This is a genomic window from Novosphingopyxis sp. YJ-S2-01, from assembly GCF_016093175.1.
Classification (GTDB): Bacteria; Pseudomonadota; Alphaproteobacteria; order Sphingomonadales; family Sphingomonadaceae; genus Novosphingopyxis; species Novosphingopyxis iocasae.
The window spans coordinates 2,121,680-2,143,867 of sequence record NZ_JAEDAI010000001.1 but is presented as its reverse complement, the minus strand read 5'-3'; the positions used below and the strand labels follow the sequence as shown (position 1 = coordinate 2,143,867).

Genomic DNA, 22,188 nt, shown 5'->3' with positions numbered 1-22,188 from the left:
GGCCATGCTGCTCGCCATCGATGCCGGTAATACCAATATCGTCTTTGCCGCTATGAAAGCGGGCGAGGTCAAGGCGCGCTGGCGCATCGCCACGGATCCGCGTCGCACGGCGGACGAATATGCCGTTTGGTTGCGCCAGCTGATGGAGCTGGCGGGAATCGATCCGTCAAGCATCGACGCCGTCATCGTTTCGACCGTGGTACCGCGCGCGCTTCACAATCTGACGCTTCTTGCCGACAAATATCTCGGGTGCGAGGCTCTGGTGGCTGGGCGCGGGGCGGCGGATTACGGTCTCGTCGTTGATGTGGAGGAGCCGCGCTCGTTGGGCGCAGATCGCGCGGTTAACGCAGTTGCCGCCCATGCAGCGCATGACGGCGATCTGATCGTCATCGACTTCGGCACGGCCACCACGTTCGATCATATCGATTATACCGGTGCCTATAAGGGCGGCATCATCGCGCCGGGCATCAACCTTTCGCTCGACGCGTTGGTTGCGGCGGCGGCCAAGCTTCCCAATATAGCGATCGAAGCGCCCGCCACGGACAGCGTGATCGGGCGTAATACCGAAGATCAGATGCATATCGGCGTCTATTGGGGCTATGTTTCCATGATGGAAGGGATCGTCCAGCGAATGCGGACAGAGATCGGCCGCCCGGCGCGCGTCATCGCGACCGGTGGCCTTGCCCAGCTCTTCGATAAGCATACCGACCTGTTCGACGCCGTCGAACCGGACCTTACATTAAAGGGACTGGCGCTGATCGCCGCCCGCGCTGAAAGCACATTATGAAACCGAAAAAAGAACTTCTCTTCCTGGCCCTGGGTGGCTCGGGCGAGATTGGCATGAACGTCAACCTTTACGGTTGTAACGGCAAGTGGATCATGGTCGATCTCGGGATCAGCTTTTCCGATCCTTACTATCCCGGCACCGACCTTGTTCTGCCTGACCTGGAATTTATCGAACGCAATGCGGACGATCTGCTGGGTATCGTGCTGACCCACGGTCATGAGGATCATATCGGTGCCATTCCGTGGCTCGCCGAAGAACTGGGTGTGCCGCTTTACGCTACCAAGTTCACCGCGGGCCTGATCGGTTACAAACTGCGCGAGCATGGGCTGGAAAAGGACATCGAGCTTAATGTCATCGAAGATGACGGCCAGTTTCAGCTGGGCGATTTTGGCATCCGCTATGTCCCGCTCGCCCACAGCATCGCGGAAGGCAATGCGCTGCTGATCGAGACGCCTTATGGTAATGTTTTCCACACCGGTGACTGGAAAATCGACGAGGAGCCGCAGATCGGCACGCCGTCCACTGCCGAGGAATTGACGGCGATCGGCGATGAGGGCGTTCTTGCGCTCGTTTGCGATTCCACCAATGTGTTCAACGAAAGCGCGTCCGGTTCGGAAGCAATGGTCCGAGAATCGTTGATGGAAGCATGCCGCGCGATCGACACGCGCATCATGGTGACGACTTTCGCCTCCAATCTTGCCCGGCTTCAAACGCTCGGCGAAGTTGCCAAAGCCACGGGCCGCGAACTGTGCGTCGCAGGGCGATCGCTGGACCGGATGATCGAAAACGCGAAGGCGACCGGCTATCTGAAGAACTTTCCCGATGTCGTTCGCTTCGATGAGGCGATGCAACTGCCGCGTAGCAAGGTGCTGATCGTAGCCACCGGCGGGCAGGGCGAACCCCGTGCAGCCTTGGCCCGCGTGGCTGAAGGAAACCACAAGCTTTCGCTGGAGACCGGAGACGTCGTCCTGTTCTCTTCCAAGCAGATACCCGGCAACGAAATTGCGATCGGTATCATTCAGAACAAGCTCGCCGAGATGGACGTGACGATGGTGACCGAGCGGCAGGCTGACATCCACGTCTCCGGCCATCCCGGCCGCCCGGAACTGAAGGCGATGTATGACTGGATCCGGCCCGATATCCTGATGCCGGTGCATGGCGAAATGCGCCACATGAAGGAACAAGCCCGTCTGGGTCTGGCGCACGGCATTCCGCGCGCGGTGGTGCAGAAAAACGGCGATGTCGTCCGCCTTGCTCCGGGTGAGCCGAAGATCATCGGCCGTGAGCGGGCAGGGCGTTTGATCGTCGATGGCGATATCATCATCGCCGCGGACGGCGCGACCATGAACGAGCGTCGCCGTATCTCGAACAACGGCCAGATTTCGGTCGCGGTGGCGATCGACGCCGGCGGCAACATTGCCGGCGATCCGGTGATGCAGACGCAGGGTGTGCCGATCGAGGACGAACGCGACGAGTTTTTCGACGATGCTATCGACGCCGCGCGTAAGGCGACCAAGAAGTTCGACGGCGATATCGAGAAGCTTCGTGAGAATGTTCGGCTTGCCGTGCGCCGGATGGCGCGTGAATGGACCGGCAAGAAGCCGATCGTCGACGTCCTGGTGGTGGAGGCCTGAACACGCCATGCAACTGACCTCGGTCATTGCAATCTATGTTCTGTTCTGGTGCCTGACCCTGTTCGTGGTGCTGCCGTTCGGGCTGCGCACGCATGACGAACTGGGGCATGAAAAGGTGCCCGGACAGGCGGATAGCGCACCCGCCAATGCCTCTGCCTGGAAGATCATCCTGCGCACAACCGTGGTGGCCGGACTGTTGTTCGGTCTGTTTTACCTGAATTATGTGTACGGGTGGATCGAGGCGAAGGACATGGACTTCTTCGCCCCGCTGCGTGAAGGCTGATAGGGCTTCAGGTACGCAGCCGTTCAATCGCCTGCGCCAGCGCCACATAAAGCTTGCCGACATCGGAGCTTAGCAGCGTCACGCTGATGGCGCTGCCGTCGCGCGTGCTCATGAGGCTGCGCATGATGCTCTCGAAATCGTGGATATAGCGGTTCACCTGGCTGCGGAATTCGGCATCTTCCTCATAATGCTGGGCGACTACGCGCACTTCGCCGGCGTCCAGCAGGCGCACCGCGCGCCGGGTGAACACGCCGCGATCGCCCTTGAGATAAGCCGCCCAGGCCGTGTCCGTCACTTCATTCGAAAGCAATTTGGCCACATCGATGGAGGTCGAATTAAGCGATTCGGTCAGCAGCAGCATGCGCCGTGCAAAGGCATCGTCATCGATACCGTCGAACTGCTCATGCGCCCGCTCCAGCCGCACCTCCAAGTTCGATGTCATCTGTTCCAGCTTGGCCAGTCGCGTCTGTAAAAGCTGGGTCGTCTCGTCCGATCGCTCCAGAGCGGCGCGGACCAACGCGTCCCACTGCGCCGCGCCGTCCGCCATTTCCTCTTCTACCGCCGCAGACAGCGTTTCGCCGGTCCGCAGACGTAGGGTTTCGGCGGACTGCTCAACAACACCATCAAGCGCGCCGCGCGCATGGTCCGCCGCTTCGATCGAGCGATCGCGAACCTGCTCGACCGATTGGGAAAGCCGCGTTTCAACATCCTCGGCCAAACGTTGCAGAGCGCCGCGCGCCTCCATCAGCGCGCGTTCCAGAGCTTTCCCGTCTGCGCGCCGCTCGGCAAAGGCTGCGCCGCTGTCTGCAAGAAGCTGTTCGATTTCCTTCCGGTGCTCGGTCAGAAGCGAACCAAATGCCGCGGTCCGCTCTGCAAGCTCGCGGCTCGTGCCATCGATACCGTCTACGGTTCCCGAGAGGTCCTGCGCGCTTTGCCGGGTTTCTTCTATGCGCAGATTAAGCCGCTCGACACTCGGGTGCAGCGCATTTTCGCTCTGCCGCACGACGCCATCCAGAAGCGTTTTCAGCCGCTCCATATGGTCGCCGAGGCCGCTCAGCGCGCCGTCATTCTGCATGATGCGATTGCTCAGCGCATCGCTATTTTCCAGCGCCGCCGAGATCGCAAAAGCGATCCGCGCCGTGGCATCGCTGCCGGTCTTGTCCAGCTCTGCGATCCGAGCGCGTGCTTTCTCCGCGCTTTCGTCGATTTCCATTGCGAGCCGTGAAATCCGATCGCCTTGCTCGCCGCCGCGTTGACCGACATCGACGATCGCATCGTCCAGTTTCCCAAGCTGTGTGCGCAGGCTGTCTGCTGTCTCGATAGCGAGCCGCCGCTGCCGGTCCGCGCTGTCGTCCAGGCTCGCGAGCAGATCTGCGATGGCCGATTGCATGGCCGCTTTCAGATTGCTGCCGGCGTCTTCCGCGGTTCGCAGGAAAGATTCGATTCGCTGCTCGCTCGACGTGCCATGCTCGCCGATCGCCTCATGCGCCTCTTCGGAGCGCTGCGCCAGCATATCGATCGCCTCACCAAGCCGCGCGCTTGCTTCCTCCACCTCGGCAGACCGCCGGAGCAATTCTTCCACCTGCTGATGGGCGGCGGATCCGGCTGCCGCGATTTGGTTCGTGACATCCTTGGCGGTGCTGGTGACGACGGGCAGATGATTGCGCAGGCGCTCCAGATTCCCATTGGCGTTGTTGCTGACCGCGTCGAGCGCTTCTGCCTGACGAACGCTTTCCCCAAAGGCCGATTGCAGCGTCTCCGCCGCCTCGCGAATATCGCGTGCCCGGGTGCGGCCCAGCATGTCGAGCTCGCGCGCTTGTTCGGCAAGGAACTCGCGCGCAAGGCTGATTTCATTGTTGATCGCCTGAACCCGGTTTTGAAGTGCATTGCCCGAGCGATGCATCGCCGTGGATACATCTACGAATCGCTTTGCCTCACGATGGCTGGTGCGCAGCACGAGAAGCCAGATCAGGCCGATCAGCAGCAGCGGCACTGTCCAGCCCGTGATCAGCTCACCGACACGGGCCGGGGCGGGCAGGTTGGTTAGCTCGGGCCAATGGGCGAACAGGAAAAATCCGGTCCACGCAACTGAGAGGACGATCAGCAGGATCGGTACAATCGGTGTCGGGCGCTCACCCTCCGGTTCGTCCCCCCACTGCTCTTCTGGATGGGCCGGCTGCGAATCGGTTGCCGGGGCAGCTTCCGCCTCCTGATCCGCGAAATACTCGTCACGCTCGCCGACTTGCATGTGCTTTTGCCCCACCCATAAACCGGGGGCGATCATAGTCTCTCGCCATCGAAACGCAAAGTTAACCCTCCCACGTCTAGGATCGTTCCTATGTCCTATGACAATGGAGCATTGGATGCCGCGCTGTCGCAGGCAGCCGGCAACGACCCGGATCTGATGGGGGAGCTGCGCCGCGCTTTCGAGGAGAGTACGCGGCGGCAGATCGACCTGATGTCCCGCGCGCGCTGTGATGCCAACTGGATTTACGCTGCGCTCAGACTGAAGGGCATCGCTGCGAGTTTCGGTGCCAGCGAGGTGCAGCGGCTTGCCGAGGAAGCAGCCGAGGGAGCGCCTGGCGATCCCGTGGTGCTGCGCGAGCTTCGTGATACCATCGAAAGCTGATACGGTGCCCCGTTCGGGCCGCTCGCACATTGCAAGGCAGCCGCGCGGCATCTAGAGCCGCGGTCGGAGGCCGATATTGGAAAAATTCGCAATCCTGTCGCTCGTCGCGGATCAGGCGAACGCGCGCGCTACGATGTTCGGGCGCTCATTGATCGATCATCTGATATTCGGGCTGGAACGCAGCGGTGTGCGCCGGTTCCTGTTGACCGGAGACGTGCCGGCTACGGAGGCCGCCCGGTTGGTGGACCGGATCAAGGCGAAGGGCTTGGGCGCATCCTTTCATCGGTCGCTAGGCGAACTCGATGCCGTCCTCCCGGCGGAAGCGCGCCTCGTCCTCGTCGCTGGCGACGCATGGATCGCGCCGGAGGCGTTCGGGGAACTTCTGCAGTACGACAAGGCAGTGTTGGTGACCGAAGGGCGTGGCTGGGAGCGGATTGATCGGGACCATTTCTGGGCAGGTGCCGCAGTGTGCGGTCGACGCGGAGTCTCCGCCGGTGCCGATCTGCCGGATGGCTGGGATATCGTTTCGACCCTGTTGCGCCAGCTCGCTCAGGATGGCGCGCGGCGGATTGATGTGGATACCGACGACAAGCTGCCAGCGCCTGTCCGCGTCGATTCGGAAGAGATCGCCCGGCGCACCGAGCGCATGGCGCTTAGCCGGAATGAAGCGCCGCATTGGCTGGACCGCTTCGTTACCCACCCGATCGCGTCGGGCCTTCTCGGCTTCGTCAGGAAACAGATACGGTGGCGTAAGCCACTGGGATGGTTGCCGGTCGCCGTCGGCCTTCTGGGCACCATCGCGGGATATCTCGGTGCGGTCGCGGGCGTAGGCGCTGCAGCGCTTGCTGCGCTGGTCCTGGAGCGGGCGCTACGGCGGATCGATCCGGATTGGCATCCGGGCGAAGCCGCTGAATGGCGCAGCGGTTTCACCTTTGCGCTGGTGGGGGCATCGCTACTTCTGCTGTCGCGACGTGGGGATATCGGATGGATACCGTGCGCGGCGCTGCTGCTGTCTGCCGCGGTCTGCGCGACTGCCGATCTCGATGATCGATGGCGCGCGATCGTGCCGAACCTGCCTGTTACGGCTCTGATCCTGCTGGTGCTCAGTCTGGCACTTGGACCGATGGCGATCGATTATACCGTGCTCGCCTGCCTGGCGACGCTAACGGCAGAGCGCTGGGCAAGTTTTCGTGCGCGGCGAACAGCCTTAAAGCGAAATTAACGCAAAGTCCCTAGGTCCGGAGCCGGTACCATAAGGGCGATACGAATTTGGCGAACGATCGAGTGCCATCAATTACGCCGCTTCAGGAAGCGGAGCGCATCGATCGCGAGCAGCCGGCCTTGCTCGCGGACCTTGGCGCGCGCCTGTTTCCCCGTTCACAAATTGTGCTCGACGAAGCGACTATTGCCTCGGCGCGTGCCATCCTGTTCACGCTGGTCGGCCGGATTGAGGCCGAATTGATTGGTCAGGAGCGAAATATCGCTTGGCCGGTAATCGAACGCAGCGGACTGCCGCAGGATAGCGCGTTGCTCGCTTTTCTCCTCGCCCATGCAAGCTGGCTGCGGCTTGTACAGCGTGTTGGCGGCGGTGCGGCGCAGCGGTCGAATATCTGGTTGGCGGGCCTTGCGGCGGAAGATGACGGGATGCTCGGCCGGAGCGCACTCGATCTGCTCTCGGCGCGCAGCCGTCCGGCACCGGAACGATTGTCCGGTTACCGCGATCTTCCCGCGCCACTTTTCCGACAGCTGGTCAAGCAAGTCGACGCCGCCCTGACACTGGAGTCGGGCAGTGCCAAGCCATCAAACGCCGCGGATCTGATCGCGGGCTACAATGAGGCCGATGGCTTGCCGTATCTTGCCGTGCGCTTGGCCGGCCAACTCGCTTCAGCCGGAAACACGTCCGAATTGCGACAGCCCGAGAAGGCTGGAATGGACCTTTTTGCAGGATGGCTCGCCACAGAACTGGATGCTGGCTGGTATGACGTGGTCCGCATTCTGGGCGAAGGCGGCGTCCGGCTCATGCTCTTGCTTCGCGCTGCCGGCTTCGGGCTGGACGAGGCGGGAGCGCTGATCGACCAATTGGGCGACCCCGATAACGCGCGCGCGCTGCGCTCTTATGCTGAGATTGATCGGCAGGCGGCTCGCCGCGTGCTTTTTGCACGCAATTCTGCGCCGGAGCAGGCGCATGCGTAGTCTCGCGCTGCACGAACCGATTTGCGGTACCTGCGGCCCGGACGGCGAGCTGCTGTCGGCGGATCTTCCGCTGCGCCGCTTGCAGTTGCGCGCCGGCGGGGACGACGGTGGAACGATCGCCTTGCCCGGTCTCCTCGCGCTGTGCCGTGAAGCCACGCGTCTGGGCATGAAGCTCGCCCGGCGGATCGAGGCGAGCGATGCGGACAATGATTATCGCTTTCTCGTCGAAACCGCGCCGGGAGATGGCGGGAGTGTGGACTTCTGCATCCTTTCCTGGTCCGAAGCAGCACGTGATCAAAGACCGGACGCCGCGCCGCGCTTCGCACTATCGCCTGCGAACCATGAAGTCGGCTTCCAGCTCGATTCCGGTCTCAATCTAATCTCCTGCGATTTAGGAGCTGTAGAAGAGCTGCCTTCGCCCGAAATCGGTAGCGCGTTGACCGATTGGCTTACTCTGCTTCCCGATCAAGCAAGCCGGATGCCGATGCTTGCGGCGGTGGCCGAGCGGCAGGCGTTTCGCGGGCAGCGGGCGAAGATTGCTGATCGCACGGTGCAGCTATCAGGCCATCCGATGCTTGCCGCAAATGGTGAATTTGCAGGCTATGTCTGCACGCTGGAATTGCTTGCCGCGGAAGCCCAAGACGAAGAACGGCCATCGCTGGCCCCTTTTCCGGCGCAGCTGGTCGGTCCAAAGCTGCAACGTCCGCTCGACCGCATCGTCGCCAATGCCGAGACCATTCATGCGCAGATCGAAGGCCCGATTCGCGCCAACTATGCGGGCTATGCGCGTGATATCGCGTCAGCTGCCAGCCATCTCAAAGGGCTGGTTGGCGACTTTGGCGATCTTGAGGCGGTGGAAAACGCGCAGTTCACGCTGGAGTGCGAACGCATCGACTGCAGTGAACTCGCCCGGCGCGCTGCCGGATTGCTCTCCGTTCGCGCCGCCGATCATAATATCACCATCCATGCGCCGGCAGAGTCCGACAGTTTGCAAGCCACGGGCGAATATCGCCGCGTGCTGCAAATCCTCGTTAATCTTATCGGCAACGCCGTGCGCTATGCGCCCGACGGCACGCGAGTGACGGTAGAAACCGAGACTTCAGAAAGCGGCATCCCTTGCATCGCGGTTGCCGATCAAGGCAGCGGCCTGACCGACGAACAGCGCACAAAGGTGTTCGAGAAGTTTGAGCGTCTCGGGCGCTCAGGTGATGGAGGCAGTGGCCTCGGGCTTTACATCTCGCGCCGCCTAGCACGTGCCATGGGCGGGGATCTGAAGGCAATCGAAGCGGAGGAAGGCGCCCGCTTCGTGCTGAATTTGCCCCCGGCCTGAACCGGGGGCAGGGGGAAAGCGCCTCAGCGCTCTCCCATCATCACATAGTTGCGCTGTGCCGGGCCGGTATACAGCTGGCGCGGACGACCGATAGTCTGGCCGGGATCGGAGATCATCTCGTTCCACTGCGCCACCCAGCCGACCGTACGGGCCAGGGCGAAGAGCGCGGTAAACATGCTGGTCGGGAATCCGATCGCCGAGAGGATGATGCCCGAATAGAAATCGACGTTCGGGAACAGCTTCTTCTCTTTGAAATAATCGTCGTTCAGCGCCATTTCCTCAAGCTGCAACGCAGTCTCGAACACCGGATCGCTGACATTCATGGCGTGGAAAACCTCGCGCACGGTCTTCTGCATCACCGTCGCGCGTGGATCGTAATTCTTGTAGACGCGATGGCCGAAGCCCATCAGGCGGAAGGGGTCGTTCTTGTCCTTCGCGCGCTCGATGAATTCCGGGATGCGATCCGGCGTACCGATCTCATGCAGCATGTTAAGCGCTGCCTCGTTCGCGCCGCCATGCGCCGGACCCCACAGACAAGCGATTCCCGCCGCGATGCAGGCAAACGGATTGGCGCCTGAAGAACCGGCCAGCCGCACCGTGGAAGTCGAAGCGTTCTGCTCATGGTCCGCATGCAGGATGAAGATACGGTCCATGGCGCGCTCGATCACCGGATCGACCTCATAGGGCTCGGCTGGAACGCCGAACGTCATGCGCAGGAAGTTGCCGGTGTAGGACAGGCTGTTGTCGGGATAGACGAAGGGCTGACCGATCGAATATTTGTACGCCCAAGCTGCGATCGTCGGCATCTTGGCGATCAGGCGATGACTGGAGATCATCCGATGCTGCGGATCGTGGATGTCCGTGCTGTCATGATAGAATGCGCTGAGGGCACCGACGACACCGCACATCACCGCCATCGGGTGCGCGTCGCGTCGGAAGCCGCTGAAAAGCTGGCGCAGCTGCTCATGCAGCATGGTGTGGCGCGTGATCGTCCAGGAGAACTTGTCCAGCTCGTCGCTCTGCGGAAGTTCGCCGTTCAACAGAAGGTAACAGACTTCCATGAAGTTGGAATGCTCAGCCAACTGGCCGATCGGATAACCGCGGTGGAGGAGGACGCCCTCCTCGCCATCGATGAAGGTCAGTCCGGATTCACAGCTTGCAGTCGATTTGAAACCGGGATCGAACGTAAACATGTCCGTCTTGCCGTACAGCGAACGGATGTCGAAAACGCTGGGTCCTTCGGTGCCATGAAGCACGGGGAACTCCTGCGTTTCGCCTTTCAGGTCCAGTTTGGCGACATCGTCGGTCATGCGGTTCTCCGTTAATGATATGATTTGGGGCCAAAAGGTCCCTTCATGAATGTGCGAACGCAGCAGAGGCGCATTGGTGTCATTCGATCGGCCATACCGCGCGCCTGAAAGGCGTTTCGCTTGCCAAGGGAAATGAAGCTTGCGGGGCATCAGGTCAAGAGTGATGCGCCGCACAATTCCGCCGGGAATTAGCGCTGCGCGCCGTTGATGCTTCGTGATAGCATGACCGGGCGATGGGGGACGCAGTCAGACAGCATGAAAACCGGCGGCCATTCGGATTGCCTTCATGGCCGCGCGCGTTGCGAGCGCGCGTCGAAAGGCTGCTCGAAGCGGAGCGCGAGCAGCTGCCGCTATGGGTAGTGGTCGCTTTCGGCGCGGGCATTGTGGCGTGGTTTGCCTTTGGAGACGCCGTGCTGGCACCGATGCTGCTGGCGGGCGCTGCACTTTTTCTATGGGGATACGGCTTCGGTCTCGACAGCCGGATCGGCGCCGCAATGGCCATCATCGGCTTGTGCCTGAGCCTCGGCGCGGCCGATATCGCCTGGCAGGCCCGAACGGCAGATCCGGAGCCGTTGGCCAAACCTTTTTTCGGACCGATCATGGGAGAGGTGATCGAGGCAGAACAATTGCCGGCGCGGCAAATCGTGCGCTGGACGATCCGACCTACCCAACCAACCGGATTGCCGTCCCAGATCAGGCTGAACGCGCCGGCGACGCTTGAAAATGAGGGGGTGCGGGAGGGGGCGATCGTCCGGGCGAAAGCGCGCCTGATGCCGCCAGCCGGCCCTGCCATTCCCGGCGCTTACGACTTCGCAGAGCGCGCCTGGTTCGATGGTCTGGGCGCCACTGGCAGCGTCATCAGCGACATCGACATTCTGAAGGGCGGCGCAAAGCAGGGGGTGCTTGCGCAGTGGCGCTCCGCGCTGGCGCGCCATGTGCGTCGGCAGATGGCGGGCGGGGCGGGCGCCCTCGGCGCAACGCTCGCCACGGGCGACCGGGGCGCCATCGATGAAACCGATGCGGAGGCGATGCGACGGAGCGGAATGGCGCACCTGCTTTCGATCAGCGGCTTGCACGTGACCGCCGTGGTCGGCGCAATCTATCTGATCGTGAGCCGTTTGCTGGCCCTCATTGCGCCGCTTGCGCTTCGGATTCCGGTGCCGCTCGTCGCGGCAGGCGCGGCTGCAGTGGCAGCGATCGGCTATACGCTGCTGACCGGGGCGGAAGTGCCCACGATCCGCGCCTGCGTGGCCACTTTGCTCGTCCTGATCGCTATGGCCCTGGGCCGACAGCCGATCAGCCTGCGCATGGTTGCGGCGGGCGCGCTTCTCGTGCTGTGCCTTTGGCCGGAATCGCTGACGGGTCCAAGCTTCCAGCTGAGTTTTGCAGCGGTGACCGCCATTGTTGCGCTGCACGAATGGCTGGTGATGAAGCGCTTCGTGGCCCGCGGCGATCGCGGGCGCTTGTCGCGCGCCGTACGGTTCGTGGCCGCATTGTTCGTAACGGGACTTGTTGTCGAAATCGTCTTGATGCCGATCGCGATGTATCATTTTCACAAAGCGGGGCTCTACGGGCCATTTGCCAATGTTCTGGCGATCCCGCTCACCACCTTCGTGGTGATGCCGCTGGAAGCGTTGGCCCTGTTTCTGGATATCGCCGGATTGGGCGCCCCGGTCTGGTACTTATGTGAACGGGCGCTCCAACTGCTGCTCGGCATTGCTCATGTCACGGCGAACCAGCCTGGATCGGTCGCGACATTGCCGTCGATGGCACCGTCAGCGTTCGGGCTCATGATCGCCGGTGGCTTGATCCTCTTTCTGTTGAAAACCCAGCTCAGGATATTCGGGATTTTCCCAATTGCTGTGGGAGCTGTAATGGCCCTCACGACGCCGATGCCCGATCTTTTGATTACCGGGGACGGACGACATGTGGCATTCTCGGATGGACAGGGCGGCATCGCGCTGCTGCGCGGAAGCGCGGGGGAATATGTGCGCGGGCTGCTCAGAGAAAATGCCGGATCGGACCGGGAGGCTTCTGCCGTCGTGGACGCTAGGAATGCGCGCTGTTCGGAAGACATCTGCGTCGTGCAGCTGCGGCGGAGAGGACGTTTGTGGACGGTCGGGGCGACCCGCAGCGGTTACTTGGTGCCTTCGATGGAATTGGCCGCCTTTTGCAGGCGCGTCGATATCATGATCAGCGATCGGCGATTGCCCTATAATTGCCGGCCGTCGTTTCTGAAGATAGATCGCACGAGCTTGGCGAAGACGGGCGGATTGTCGATCGATCTATCCCGCCCGGCTATCCAAACGGTGGCCGAGCGGACCGCTCATCTGCCGTGGAGCACGCTCAAAAGCGGAACCTCGGCACGAATACGGCCGGCAAATCTGCCGGCCGCACCGTCGATCAGAAATTGAGCCACGTCCCAAAACGTGTTGATCAGTGGTAGCGCCGCAGAAGCCCCGCCAGCTTGCCCTGAATCTCGACCTCGTCATCACGATAATATTGCGGTTCGTAGCTGCTGTTGGCGGGATCCAGCCGGATGCGACCGCCATCATGCTGCAGATATTTGAGCGTCGCGTCCTCACCTCGCACCAGCGCGACTACGATATCGCCGTCGCGCGCAGTCTGCGTGCGTTGGATCAGCGCATAATCGCCATCGAAAATGCCCGCCTCGACCATGGAATCGCCCGAGACTTCAAGCGCATAATGTTCGCCAGTGCCGAGCAGTGCGAGGGGTACGGAGAGCGAGCTTTGCCCTTCCATCGCCTCGATCGGCACACCCGCTGCAATGCGGCCGTGAAGCGGAATCTCGACGACATCGTTGGCCGCCACCGGAATCGCGCCAGCAGGGCGGCTCGATTTGGCCAAAGGCGAGGCACCGCTCAGCTGCACCGGCGCTGCATTACCGCGCTCCGGAATTTTCAGCACCTCGAGCGCGCGCGCGCGGTTCGGCAGGCGGCGGATAAATCCGCGCTCTTCCAAGGCGCTGATGAGGCGATGCACGCCCGACTTACTCTTGAGATCGAGGGCTTCCTTCATTTCCTCAAAGGAGGGTGAAATCCCGCCCTCTTCGAGACGCTGATGGATGAAGGTCAGCAGCTCATGCTGCTTGGCGGTGAGCATCGATCAATCTCCCATTTCCGAACATATGCGGAACGTTTAGGAAACCAACTGGCGCCCGTCAAGCAATTCATTATCCTATCGCAATGTAATCCACGATTTCGCCGACCGGCTTTGCCTTCGCACCTACCGGCCATTCGATCAGAGCGTCAGCGATGGCAAGCGAGCTGATCAGGCCACTCGATTGCTTCGCGAGTGGCATGATACCATCCCGGGTGAGACGGGCGCGCAGAAATTCGGTCCGTGTTCCCCCGTCTGCGATCGCGCCGAGGAGACGTGCGCTGCCGGTGCGGGGCAGGGGACTTGCCGCCCCGCCCAGATGACGCAGCAGCGGGAGCAGAAACAGCGTTGCAGTAACGAAAGCCGAGCCGGGATTTCCTGGAAGGCCAAGCACGACCTGCCGTTTTTTCCGGCCCGCCAAAAGCGGTTTGCCCGGCTTCATCGCCACTTTCCAGAATTCGATGTCGGCCCCTTCGGCGATCAACGCGGGTTTGACATGGTCATGCTCCCCCACCGATGCGCCGCCGACGGTGACGAGCACGTCTGCATCTTCTGCTCCCCGGATAGCGGCGCGGACCGCCTCTTCGCTGTCGGCAACGGCGTGGATCATCCGAATATCGGCGCATAGCCTATCGACCATCGCGGACAGCATCGGGCCATTGCTGTTGTAAATCTGTTCTGCCGCCGCATCGCTGCCGGGCTCGGCCAGTTCATCGCCGGTCGAGAGAATGACGAGTGAAGGACGTTTTCCCACGATCACCGAGCCTATGCCTGCGCTGATCGCCAGAGCCAGTGCGCCGGGGGTCAACAGATCGCCCGCTTTCAGAAGGGTTTCAGCTGACCTGAAATCTCCGCCGGTGCGCCGGATGTGACGGCCCTGTTCGCCGGGGCCCTCGCCCGTCAGATGAAGCTTGTCGCCATCGCGCTCGGTATCCTCTCGCACGAGCACGGTATCCGCACCTGCCGGAATAAGAGCGCCGGTGGAGATGGCGACGGCTTGGGAGGCACCGATAGTGCCGTCGAACGGTGATCCGGCCCGCGATTCTCCGATGATATCCAGCGGCCCGGACAGATCGGCAAAGCGAATGGCATAGCCGTCCATCGCACTGTTGTCGGCAGGGGGCTGATCGCGCCGTGCAGCGACCGGCGCTGCGAGATAACGCCCCGCCGCGGCCGCAACCGCCAGTTTCTCCTCACCCAGTGGTTTCCCAAGTGACAGAACACGCCGCTGGGCCTCTTCCACCGTCAGCATCAGGCGGCGTGCCAGTCGCCCGACCGGCCCCCCGACTTGGCGAGCAGGCGCACTCCCTCGATATTCATGCCCTTGTCGATCGCCTTCACCATGTCGTAGATCGTGAGAAGCGCCGCACTGACCGCGGTCAGCGCTTCCATCTCGACGCCCGTCTGTCCGCCGATCTTGACGGTGGCGCTTGCCCGAACGGCATCGTCTTCCAAGGCGAAATCGACGGTGCAGCCGCTAAGCTGCAGTGGATGGCAGAGCGGGATGATCTCAGCCGTCTTCTTTGCCGCCATGATGCCCGCGATCCGCGCTGCCGCGAGCACGTCACCCTTGGGCGCGGCGCCATTGCGGATGGCCGCCAGCGCCTCAGCGCTCATCACGATCCGCCCTTCCGCGGTTGCCTGCCGCACGGTCACGTCCTTGTCGGACACGTCGACCATGCGCGCCCTTCCCGCAGCATCGAGATGGGTCAGCTCAGCCATGAAGCAGCGCATGGGTGGCGGCCGCGATATCATCATGCCGCATCAGCGATTCGCCAACCAGGAACCGAAGGATCCCGCTGCGGCTGAGCCGTTCCAGATCGGCATGCGTATTGATACCGCTTTCAGCGATCACCACGCGCCCTTCCGGTACTTGCGCGGCGAGCCTCTCGCTGGTGGCGAGATCGGTTTCGAATGTTTTTAGGTTACGGTTGTTGATGCCGATCAGCGGTGACTTCAGCTCCAGCGCGCGTTCGAGCTCGGCCTCGTCATGAACTTCGATGATCAGATCGAGCCCGAAGTCGAGAGCTTCGTCCTCGATCCGCCGGGCCATGTCGTCATCGACGGCCGCCATGATCAGCAGCACCGCATCCGCGCCGATCGCGCGGGCTTCAGCAACTTGCCAGGGATCGATCGTAAAATCCTTGCGCAGCGCCGGAAGCGATGCGGCGTCTCGTGCGATGCGCAGATAATCGTCATGCCCCTGGAAGAAGCGCTCGTCTGTCAGCACGGAGAGGCAGGCGGCGCCCGCCTGTGCATAGGCTTCGGCCGCGCCGCGCGGATGAAAGTCCTCACGAATGACGCCCTTCGAAGGGGAGGCCTTCTTCACTTCCGCAATCAGGGCGAACCCGTTTTCGGTAGCGGCATCGAGCGCGCGTGCAAAGCCACGCGGCTGCGGAGTTTCACGCGCGATCAAAGCCAGTTCGCGGGCAATCCGCACCGTCTTGCGCGCGGCCACTTCCTTGCGCTTATGCGCTATGATCTCGGCCAGTTTATCGCTCATCGAATTCCTCATTGCCGTGCGATCCAGCAGTCGAGCAGCGCATTGGCAAGGCCCTTGTCGATCGCTTCCGCCGCTTCTTCCACGCCGTCCTTCCAGTTTTCGACCTCGCCGGCGACCATCAGTGCCGCGGCGCTGTTGAGCAGCACTGCATCGCGATATGCGCCGCGATTGCCCTGGAGTAGTCGGCGCAGGGCCGAAGCGTTCTCATGGGCATCTCCACCCTTCAGCGCCTCCAGCTTGTGCGTGGGAAGGCCGGCGTCTTCAGGATGAACGGCTGCCTTTGTCACCGTGTCGCCGCGGACATGGAAGATCGTGCTGCTGCCGGAAATGGAGAGTTCGTCCAGCCCCTCATCGCCCGAAACGATCATTGCATGTTCATAGCCGAGGCGCGATGCCGCATCAGCATAGGTCGCCGCCAGATCGGGCCGCGCTACACCGATCAGATGGTTGCGGATGCGGGCCGGATTGGCGAGCGGACCCAGCATATTGAAGATCGTACGCCGGCCGATCCGTTTGCGTATGGGGGCGAGCGCTGCCAGCGCCGGATGATGCGTCGGCGCAAAGAAGAAAGCGAGGCCGAGTTCTTCCAGCGATTGCTGTGCTTCTTCGGGCGTGATCGATAGGTTCACACCGATTTCCTCAAGCGTGTCGGCAGCCCCTGTACGGCTGGTTGCAGCGCGGCTGCCATGCTTGGCGACCGGAACACCGCAAGCGGCAACGACGATCGCGACGGCGGTGGAGATGTTGACGCTATTCGCCCCGTCTCCGCCGGTGCCGCAGACGTCGATCGCGCCAAGCGGCGCGGCGACCGGCGTCATGCGGGTGCGCATTTCACGGGCCGCTCCGGCAATCTCGTCCGCGGTTTCGCCGCGCACGGCCATACCGATCAGGAAATCGGTGATCGCGGCTTCGCCATGCTTCCCATCGAGGATGGAGGCGAAGGCGGCGGAGGCCTCGTCCTGCGAAAGCGGACGTGCGGGATCGGGGAGAGATGTCATCGGATCAGTGGCAAAGCACAGGCGCCCGCCAAATGCCAGCGTGCTATTGGGTCGGAGCTGCCGGGCGCAATCCGGCTAGCGCCATGAAATTGGCGAGAAGCGCATGGCCATGTTCCGTCGCCACGCTTTCAGGGTGGAACTGGACGCCATGGATGGGAAGCTCGGCATGGCGGAAGCCCATCACCGTGCCGTCCGGTCCGCGCGCATTGACGCGCAGCGTATCCGGCAGGCCCTCTTCGGGCACGATGAGCGAATGGTAGCGTGTTGCCGTGAAGGGGGAGGGCAGCTCCTCGAATACTCCGCTGCCGTCATGCGTGACCGGCGATGTCTTGCCGTGCATCAACCCGCCCCGCACTACCTTACCGCCAAAGTGCTGGCCGATCGCCTGATGTCCGAGGCAGACGCCGAGGAGAGGGCGTTTTGCGTCAGCGCAGGCAGCGACCAGGCCAAGCGAAATCCCCGCTTGATCCGGCATCTTCGGTCCCGGCGATATCAGGAAAGCGTCCGCACCGCTCGCCATGGCCTCTTCCACCGTCAAAGCGTCGTTGCGCTCCACGTGCACATCGGCTCCCAGCTCCATCAGATAGTGGACCAGATTGAAGGTGAAGCTGTCGTAATTGTCGATGACGAGGATCATGGCAGGTGCTTTAGCCGCCAGCACGACGCGCGCCAAAGCAAAACTGGCACCGGAGGCCTTGCTGCCTTATGGAGACGCGCATGAAACCGGTGCACGCAAACATTCCCCACCAGCTCGGCAAAGCAGACGCGAAAAAGCGGCTGGAAAGCGGCATGGGCAAACTCAGCGAAATGATCCCCGGAGGCGATGTGACGTCGCATCACTGGGAAGGCGACCGGCTGTTCTTTACCGCACAAGCCATGGGCCAGACGATTGCTGCCAAATGCGATGTGCGCGAGGACGTTGTCGCGGTGGAACTCGATCTGCCGCCGATGCTCGCGATGTTTGCCGGCAAGATCCGCGAGAAACTGGAACGTTCCGGGCCTAAGCTACTGCAATAGAGGTTTCAGCGGTCCTTTGCGAACACCGCTATGATCGGGCCGAGGGGGGCGCGCTGATCCATTCGGTCGCCTTCGGGGAACCACAGGCTCGATACCGATCCATCGAGATAGAGCGCGTTGCGGCAGTCAAGCCTGTCGCGATAGAGCCTCGCCAGGCGGCCGAACGATACCGCGCTGTTGCTGATCACAAATACCGCGCGGCCCTTCGCGTCGATGCCGACGGCGTTGCGGATGTGGTGGGACTGCCCGTTTGGCGCGATCTTCGGATGGAGCTGGCCGTCGATCAGCAGCATCGGGCCGGATTGGGTCGCGAAGTCGGGCCGCGTTTTCACCTGCTCGGCAAATCCATCGGTCGTCAGGATACGCCACGCGCCGTTCGATCCAAAGAACACGCCATTGGGAAGCAGATGGAAATTGCCCGGCCCCGCAGCCCGGTTCAGCGTCTGCATGCGTTTGCCGTCTTCGACATAATAGCCGATCGGCAGTCCGCTTTCATCGAACATGCCGCCATTGACCGCAAAAAGCAGAGATTTCGCTCGGGAAGCTAAGGCAATTTCAAGGCTGGAGAAGCTGCGATAAGGCACGCCGTCCGGGTCCGCATCGAACATGGCGATGCGCGCTTGTGAGGGATTGGCGGTGCAGACTGTGAAGTCGTCACCTTCAAAGCTTACGCTGTCACAGACGGGGCGGCCGAAATCGGCTGCCGTAGCGGCGGCGTCGCGCGTTCCTTCTTGCGATCCGCAGGCGGCAAGCAGCAGCGTCAGCGCCGCGAATGTCCAGCGCTTCACTGGCCGAAATCGGGCTCGCCCGCGACGCGCACCGCCTCCCGTGCCGCGGCAAGTAGCGCGCTGGCCTTTGCCTCGCACTCGCGTTGTTCATAGGCCGGATCGCTGTCCGCCACGATGCCGGCGCCTGCCTGCACATGCATCAAGCCGTCCTTCACCACTGCCGTGCGCAGGACGATGCAGCTGTCCATCGATCCGTCAGGGGAGAAATAGCCCACGCCGCCGGCATAGGCCCCGCGCGTTTCCGGCTCGAGTTCGGCAATGATCTCGCAGGCGCGTACCTTGGGCGCACCGGATACCGTGCCGGCCGGAAAGCCTGCAAACAGCGCGTCCAGCGCGTCCTTGCCGGCCGCCAGCTCACCTGTGACATTGGAGACGATGTGCATCACATGGCTGTAGAATTCCACGAAATGACTGTCGGTGACAGTGACGGATCCCTTGGCGGCAACGCGGCCAACATCATTGCGGCCTAGATCGAGCAGCATGAGATGTTCGGCCAATTCCTTGGCGTCTGCCAGAAGACTTGCCTTGTTCGACTGATCTTCGGCAGCCGTCTTTCCACGCGGTCGCGTACCGGCGATCGGCCGGATCGTAACCTCGCCGTCGCGTGCGCGCACGAGAATCTCGGGCGAGGAGCCGATCAGGGCGAAATCGGGCAGGTCGAGATAATAGAGAAAAGGCGAGGGGTTCACCCGCCTCAGCGCCCGGTAAAGTTCAAACGGGGGCAGCGGGAAGGCAGCGGTGAAGCGCTGGGCGAGCACCACCTGAAAAATGTCCCCCGCCTCGATATAGTCCTTCGCGGCGCGGACCATCTCGGCATAGTCGCCCGGCGGCAGCTGGGGCTCGAACTCGGGATGGGGGATCGTCTCGTAACGATAAGCGGGCTTGTGCAACGGCGCGGTCAGTTTGCGTTCCGCCTCATACAGTGCATCTTTCGCCGCCGTGATGATATCATCTGCGTTCCGGTCGGCATTCGGCCAGACAGGCGCAATCAGGAACATCTCGTCGCTCAGGCGGTCGAATATCGCGATCACGCTGGGACGGACAAACAGAAGGTCCGGCAGGTCGAGCGGATTGTCCGCCGGACGCGGCAGTTTCTCTACGAGGCCAACCGTTTCGTAGCCGAAATAGCCGACCAGACAGGAAAGCGCGCGCGGCAGCTGCTCCGGCACGTCCATCGCGCACTCTGCCACGAGCGCCCGAAGCTCAGCCAGGGGATCGCCGCCGAGCGGCTGAAAGTCGCTGCGATCCTTGCGCCAATGCCGATTAATCTCCGCGGATCGGCCATGCGCGCGAATGATAAGATCGGGATCGATGCCGATCAGACTGTGCCGACCGCGGACATTGCCGCCCTCCACCGATTCGAGAAGGAAATCACCGCGGCCCTTTTCGCAAAGCTTCAGGGCCGCAGAGACCGGCGTTTCGGTGTCGGCAATCCTGCGCCGCCAGAGCAAAGCAGGGCGCCCTTCCGTCAGCGCGGCGAGTGCCGCCTCTTCACCGTGGAGCGAAGCACTTGCCGGCTTTGCATCTTTACCGTCGTTGGCCAAGGCGTCAGTTGCCCTGGCCGGTCAACTGCGCGCGAAGCTGATCGAAAGCCTTCTGGTTACGCTTCACCCCGACTTCATCACGCATGGCAGCGATAAAGGCTTCGGAATATTCCTGGCCCAGAGCCTGGCTCAGCTGCTGGTTGGTCGCTGCAAGCAGCGGCTTGTTGTCCTTCGCGCTGTGCGGGATCAACTCTTCCAGATGGACCAGGAAGAAACCGGCCTGCTGCGGCGCGGGCAGCAGCTTGGTGCTGCCAGGCGACATGGAGAACAGCATCTGCAGCGGCGGGGGAATCTGGCCCTGGTTCTGGGTGAGTTCCTGTCGCGTGCCGGAGATTTTTTCGACCTGCCGGACCGGTGCATCGTTCGCGGCAAGCGCCTGTGCCAGCGACGTGTCCTTATTGACGCTGTCCCGCACCTTCACGGCAAGGGCGCGGGCGGCCTTGGCCGCCTCTGAACGCTTCCAGGCATTCACCACCGCCGGCTTGATCTTGGCAAGCGGCGGGGGCGCGGCGGCATCAGTTTTCGCGATGCCGACAACCGCAAAGCGCTGCTCCTGGCCCAGCTGAATCAGTTGCGGATCGCTGCCAGCATCCATCTGAAATGCTGCCTCGCGGATTGGCGCCAGATCCTCGGCCAATTTGAAGTTCGGATTGTCCGGCGAGCCGCCCTCCGCGAACAGCGGCGGGGTCGTCTGCACGGTCGCGCCAACCGATTTCGCGATTTCAGCAACCGTCGCGCCGTTGGATAGCCGGTCCTCGATATCGCCGGTCATCTCGTCCAGCGCTTCCTGGCGCCGCTGGGTAAGCAGTTCCTGACGAATATCGGCGGAAACCGCGCTAAGCGGCTTGGCTGCGATCGAGCGCTCGCTTTCCGGCTTCACCACATACCAGCCCAGATCACCCTTCGCAGGCGGCGCGACATTTCCGATGGGCGTGCCAAAGGCGGCGGCGGCCACGGCGTCCGAAGTCTGCGCTGCATAACCGGCACGGCTCACCTTATCGGCGGTGGAGACTGCGACGCCGATGTCGGATGCGATCGCGGAGAGGCTTTCGCCCTTGCTTGCGCGCTGCTGCACCGCTTTGGCGGCGGCCTCGGTCGGCACGATGATCTGGCTGATCGTGCGCTCTTCGCTCGCAGCGTAATCGGCCTTGTTGGCGTTATAATATTGAGCGACCTCGGAATCGCTCACCTGCACCTTGTTCGCCATGCTGTCCGCGCCGAATTCGACGTACCGGATCGAGCGGCGTTCCGGCACCACGAAGGTTGCGCGATTGGCCTGATAGAATGCGGCAAGCTCCTTTTCGCTCGGTTCCCGCTTGGGCACAAAAGCTTCCGAGGGAATGATGCCGAGCTCACCCTTGCGCTCCTCCAGAATCAGCGAAGCATAGGGCACGGTCATGCTGTTGCCAGCTTTGGCGCCCACTCCCGCGGCGCTGAGGATTTGTTCGAGATACAGGCCCCGGCGTACGTCGGTACGAAACTGCTCTTCGGTGAGGTTGTTCTGGCGGAGCACATTCAGGAAGGTCTCCTGATTGAACTGTCCATCGAGCCCCTGAAATGCCGATATGTCGCGGATTTCCCCATCGACCATCGCCTTGCTGACGGTGATGCCGTGCTTCCTGGCATATTCCGCCACCGTCACGCGGTTGACCAGGCTGGCGTAGACATCTTCGAGCCCGCCCTGCTCAATGAAAGCCGCCATGGTCAGGCCGGGATTTTCCTGCTGCACCTGTTTGAAGGCGTTGTTCATCGCGTCGTTCAGCTCGGCCACGCCGATATCCTGCGAACCTACCTTGGCGACGTTGCCGCCGCTGACGCCCGATCCGGAGATGCTGCTGGAAACGTCGCCTAGAGCAAAGGCCAGTCCGATCACCGCGACAAAGGCAATCGCGAGGATGGCGCCGATTTTGCTCTCGAACATTCTGCGGATGAAGCTGATCATGGGGTCGTGCGGGCTTCTTGCAATGGAGGTGGATATAAGTCCGGCGTCCTTAGGCGGGCGGGACGAACTCCACAAGACGGGGCGTCTGGCACCTGCGGCCTTCAGCCGCT

Annotated in this window: 20 protein-coding genes; 9 read left to right on the top strand and 11 right to left on the bottom strand. The window is 62.3% G+C overall.

The annotated features are described in order from the left end of the window. Positions 1-4 precede the first annotated feature (4 nt). Genes I6A82_RS10420 through I6A82_RS10410 form a run of 3 tightly spaced genes read left to right on the top strand, consistent with a single transcriptional unit; the run spans position 5 to position 2,704 of the window. Positions 5-787 (top strand): type III pantothenate kinase, encoded by a 783-nt coding sequence (locus I6A82_RS10420; RefSeq protein ID WP_187336250.1) that lies wholly within the window; start codon positions 5-7, stop codon positions 785-787. Continuing rightward, entirely contained in the window at positions 784-2,421 is a 1,638-nt protein-coding gene (locus tag I6A82_RS10415; protein ID WP_198094818.1) for a ribonuclease J, read from the top strand. The genes I6A82_RS10420 and I6A82_RS10415 overlap by 4 nt, the downstream gene beginning before the upstream one ends. Before the next feature lie 7 nt (positions 2,422-2,428). Then, a complete protein-coding gene (locus I6A82_RS10410) occupies positions 2,429-2,704 on the top strand; it encodes a DUF1467 family protein (RefSeq protein ID WP_187336248.1) in 276 nt (91 codons plus the stop codon). Positions 2,705-2,711: 7 nt separating this feature from the next. Here the strand turns inward: I6A82_RS10410 and I6A82_RS10405 are convergent, their stop codons facing one another. After that, positions 2,712-4,988, bottom strand: coding sequence for a hypothetical protein (locus tag I6A82_RS10405; RefSeq protein WP_198094817.1), 2,277 nt, complete (start codon positions 4,986-4,988; stop codon positions 2,712-2,714). 54 nt (positions 4,989-5,042) lie between these two features. Between I6A82_RS10405 and I6A82_RS10400 the strand changes: the two genes are divergently transcribed. The 4 genes from I6A82_RS10400 (at position 5,043) to I6A82_RS10385 (ending at position 8,856) form a co-directional block, all read left to right on the top strand. Further along, positions 5,043-5,333 (top strand): Hpt domain-containing protein, encoded by a 291-nt coding sequence (locus I6A82_RS10400; RefSeq protein WP_187336246.1) that lies wholly within the window; start codon positions 5,043-5,045, stop codon positions 5,331-5,333. A gap of 76 nt (positions 5,334-5,409) precedes the next feature. Next, positions 5,410-6,555, top strand: a complete 1,146-nt coding sequence (locus tag I6A82_RS10395; RefSeq protein WP_198094816.1) for a hypothetical protein — start codon at positions 5,410-5,412, stop codon at positions 6,553-6,555. 47 nt (positions 6,556-6,602) lie between these two features. Further along, positions 6,603-7,526, top strand: coding sequence for a hypothetical protein (locus I6A82_RS10390; protein ID WP_198094815.1), 924 nt, complete (start codon positions 6,603-6,605; stop codon positions 7,524-7,526). Beyond that, on the top strand, positions 7,519-8,856 hold the full coding sequence (locus I6A82_RS10385) for a sensor histidine kinase (protein WP_198094814.1): 1,338 nt from the start codon (positions 7,519-7,521) through the stop codon (positions 8,854-8,856). Before I6A82_RS10390 ends, I6A82_RS10385 begins: the two co-directional genes overlap by 8 nt. Positions 8,857-8,879: 23 nt before the next feature. On the opposite strand, the gene I6A82_RS10380 is transcribed toward I6A82_RS10385, so the two are convergent. Continuing rightward, positions 8,880-10,166, bottom strand: a complete 1,287-nt coding sequence (locus tag I6A82_RS10380) for a citrate synthase (protein ID WP_198094813.1) — start codon at positions 10,164-10,166, stop codon at positions 8,880-8,882. Positions 10,167-10,465: 299 nt separating this feature from the next. On the opposite strand from I6A82_RS10380, the gene I6A82_RS10375 reads away from it, so the two are divergent. After that, a complete protein-coding gene (locus tag I6A82_RS10375; protein WP_232343405.1) occupies positions 10,466-12,580 on the top strand; it encodes a ComEC/Rec2 family competence protein in 2,115 nt (704 codons plus the stop codon). 22 nt (positions 12,581-12,602) lie between these two features. Here the strand turns inward: I6A82_RS10375 and lexA are convergent, their stop codons facing one another. The 6 genes from lexA to I6A82_RS10345 all read right to left on the bottom strand — a co-directional run bounded on the left by lexA (position 12,603) and on the right by I6A82_RS10345 (position 17,424). Further along, the gene (lexA, locus tag I6A82_RS10370) at positions 12,603-13,289 is read right to left on the bottom strand and encodes a transcriptional repressor LexA (protein ID WP_187336240.1); all 687 of its coding nucleotides are present in this window, start codon (positions 13,287-13,289) and stop codon (positions 12,603-12,605) included. A gap of 70 nt (positions 13,290-13,359) precedes the next feature. Then, positions 13,360-14,538 carry a molybdopterin molybdotransferase MoeA gene (locus I6A82_RS10365; RefSeq protein WP_198094811.1) on the bottom strand — a complete coding sequence of 393 codons (1,179 nt, stop codon included), beginning with the start codon at positions 14,536-14,538 and terminating at the stop codon, positions 13,360-13,362. Then, a complete protein-coding gene (gene moaC, locus I6A82_RS10360) occupies positions 14,538-15,008 on the bottom strand; it encodes a cyclic pyranopterin monophosphate synthase MoaC (protein ID WP_198094810.1) in 471 nt (156 codons plus the stop codon). Before moaC ends, I6A82_RS10365 begins: the two co-directional genes overlap by 1 nt. Next, the gene (gene trpC, locus I6A82_RS10355; RefSeq protein WP_198094809.1) at positions 15,001-15,789 is read right to left on the bottom strand and encodes an indole-3-glycerol phosphate synthase TrpC; all 789 of its coding nucleotides are present in this window, start codon (positions 15,787-15,789) and stop codon (positions 15,001-15,003) included. The genes moaC and trpC overlap by 8 nt, the downstream gene beginning before the upstream one ends. A gap of 8 nt (positions 15,790-15,797) precedes the next feature. Beyond that, positions 15,798-16,787, bottom strand: coding sequence for an anthranilate phosphoribosyltransferase (trpD, locus tag I6A82_RS10350; protein ID WP_198094808.1), 990 nt, complete (start codon positions 16,785-16,787; stop codon positions 15,798-15,800). A gap of 43 nt (positions 16,788-16,830) precedes the next feature. Further along, entirely contained in the window at positions 16,831-17,424 is a 594-nt protein-coding gene (locus tag I6A82_RS10345; protein ID WP_198094807.1) for an anthranilate synthase component II, read from the bottom strand. A gap of 68 nt (positions 17,425-17,492) precedes the next feature. Between I6A82_RS10345 and I6A82_RS10340 the strand changes: the two genes are divergently transcribed. Next, entirely contained in the window at positions 17,493-17,804 is a 312-nt protein-coding gene (locus I6A82_RS10340; RefSeq protein WP_232343404.1) for a polyhydroxyalkanoic acid system family protein, read from the top strand. Positions 17,805-17,809: 5 nt separating this feature from the next. On the opposite strand, the gene I6A82_RS10335 is transcribed toward I6A82_RS10340, so the two are convergent. From I6A82_RS10335 to I6A82_RS10325, 3 genes are read right to left on the bottom strand one after another with little or no spacing between them, the layout of a single operon-like run. Beyond that, positions 17,810-18,592, bottom strand: coding sequence for a phosphodiester glycosidase family protein (locus I6A82_RS10335; protein WP_198094806.1), 783 nt, complete (start codon positions 18,590-18,592; stop codon positions 17,810-17,812). After that, positions 18,589-20,136, bottom strand: coding sequence for an anthranilate synthase component I (gene trpE / locus I6A82_RS10330; protein ID WP_198094805.1), 1,548 nt, complete (start codon positions 20,134-20,136; stop codon positions 18,589-18,591). The genes I6A82_RS10335 and trpE overlap by 4 nt, the downstream gene beginning before the upstream one ends. Before the next feature lie 4 nt (positions 20,137-20,140). Further along, a complete protein-coding gene (locus I6A82_RS10325) occupies positions 20,141-22,078 on the bottom strand; it encodes a SurA N-terminal domain-containing protein (RefSeq protein ID WP_198094804.1) in 1,938 nt (645 codons plus the stop codon). Positions 22,079-22,188 lie beyond the last annotated feature (110 nt).

Bases quoted from the DNA above. Each gene is read 5' to 3' on its own strand.
- I6A82_RS10365 (WP_198094811.1), bottom strand. From the start codon at position 14,538: ATGCTGACGGTGGAAGAGGCCCAGCGGCGTGTTCTGTCACTTGGGAAA.
- I6A82_RS10420 (WP_187336250.1), top strand. From the start codon at position 5: ATGCTGCTCGCCATCGATGCCGGTAATACCAATATCGTCTTTGCCGCT.
- lexA (WP_187336240.1), bottom strand. From the start codon at position 13,289: ATGCTCACCGCCAAGCAGCATGAGCTGCTGACCTTCATCCATCAGCGT.
- I6A82_RS10340 (WP_232343404.1), top strand. From the start codon at position 17,493: ATGGAGACGCGCATGAAACCGGTGCACGCAAACATTCCCCACCAGCTC.
- I6A82_RS10325 (WP_198094804.1), bottom strand. From the start codon at position 22,078: ATGATCAGCTTCATCCGCAGAATGTTCGAGAGCAAAATCGGCGCCATC.
- I6A82_RS10415 (WP_198094818.1), top strand. From the start codon at position 784: ATGAAACCGAAAAAAGAACTTCTCTTCCTGGCCCTGGGTGGCTCGGGC.
- I6A82_RS10410 (WP_187336248.1), top strand. From the start codon at position 2,429: ATGCAACTGACCTCGGTCATTGCAATCTATGTTCTGTTCTGGTGCCTG.
- I6A82_RS10385 (WP_198094814.1), top strand. From the start codon at position 7,519: ATGCGTAGTCTCGCGCTGCACGAACCGATTTGCGGTACCTGCGGCCCG.
- moaC (WP_198094810.1), bottom strand. From the start codon at position 15,008: ATGGCTGAGCTGACCCATCTCGATGCTGCGGGAAGGGCGCGCATGGTC.
- I6A82_RS10345 (WP_198094807.1), bottom strand. From the start codon at position 17,424: ATGATCCTCGTCATCGACAATTACGACAGCTTCACCTTCAATCTGGTC.
- trpD (WP_198094808.1), bottom strand. From the start codon at position 16,787: ATGACATCTCTCCCCGATCCCGCACGTCCGCTTTCGCAGGACGAGGCC.
- trpC (WP_198094809.1), bottom strand. From the start codon at position 15,789: ATGAGCGATAAACTGGCCGAGATCATAGCGCATAAGCGCAAGGAAGTG.
- I6A82_RS10400 (WP_187336246.1), top strand. From the start codon at position 5,043: ATGTCCTATGACAATGGAGCATTGGATGCCGCGCTGTCGCAGGCAGCC.
- I6A82_RS10405 (WP_198094817.1), bottom strand. From the start codon at position 4,988: ATGATCGCCCCCGGTTTATGGGTGGGGCAAAAGCACATGCAAGTCGGC.
- I6A82_RS10380 (WP_198094813.1), bottom strand. From the start codon at position 10,166: ATGACCGACGATGTCGCCAAACTGGACCTGAAAGGCGAAACGCAGGAG.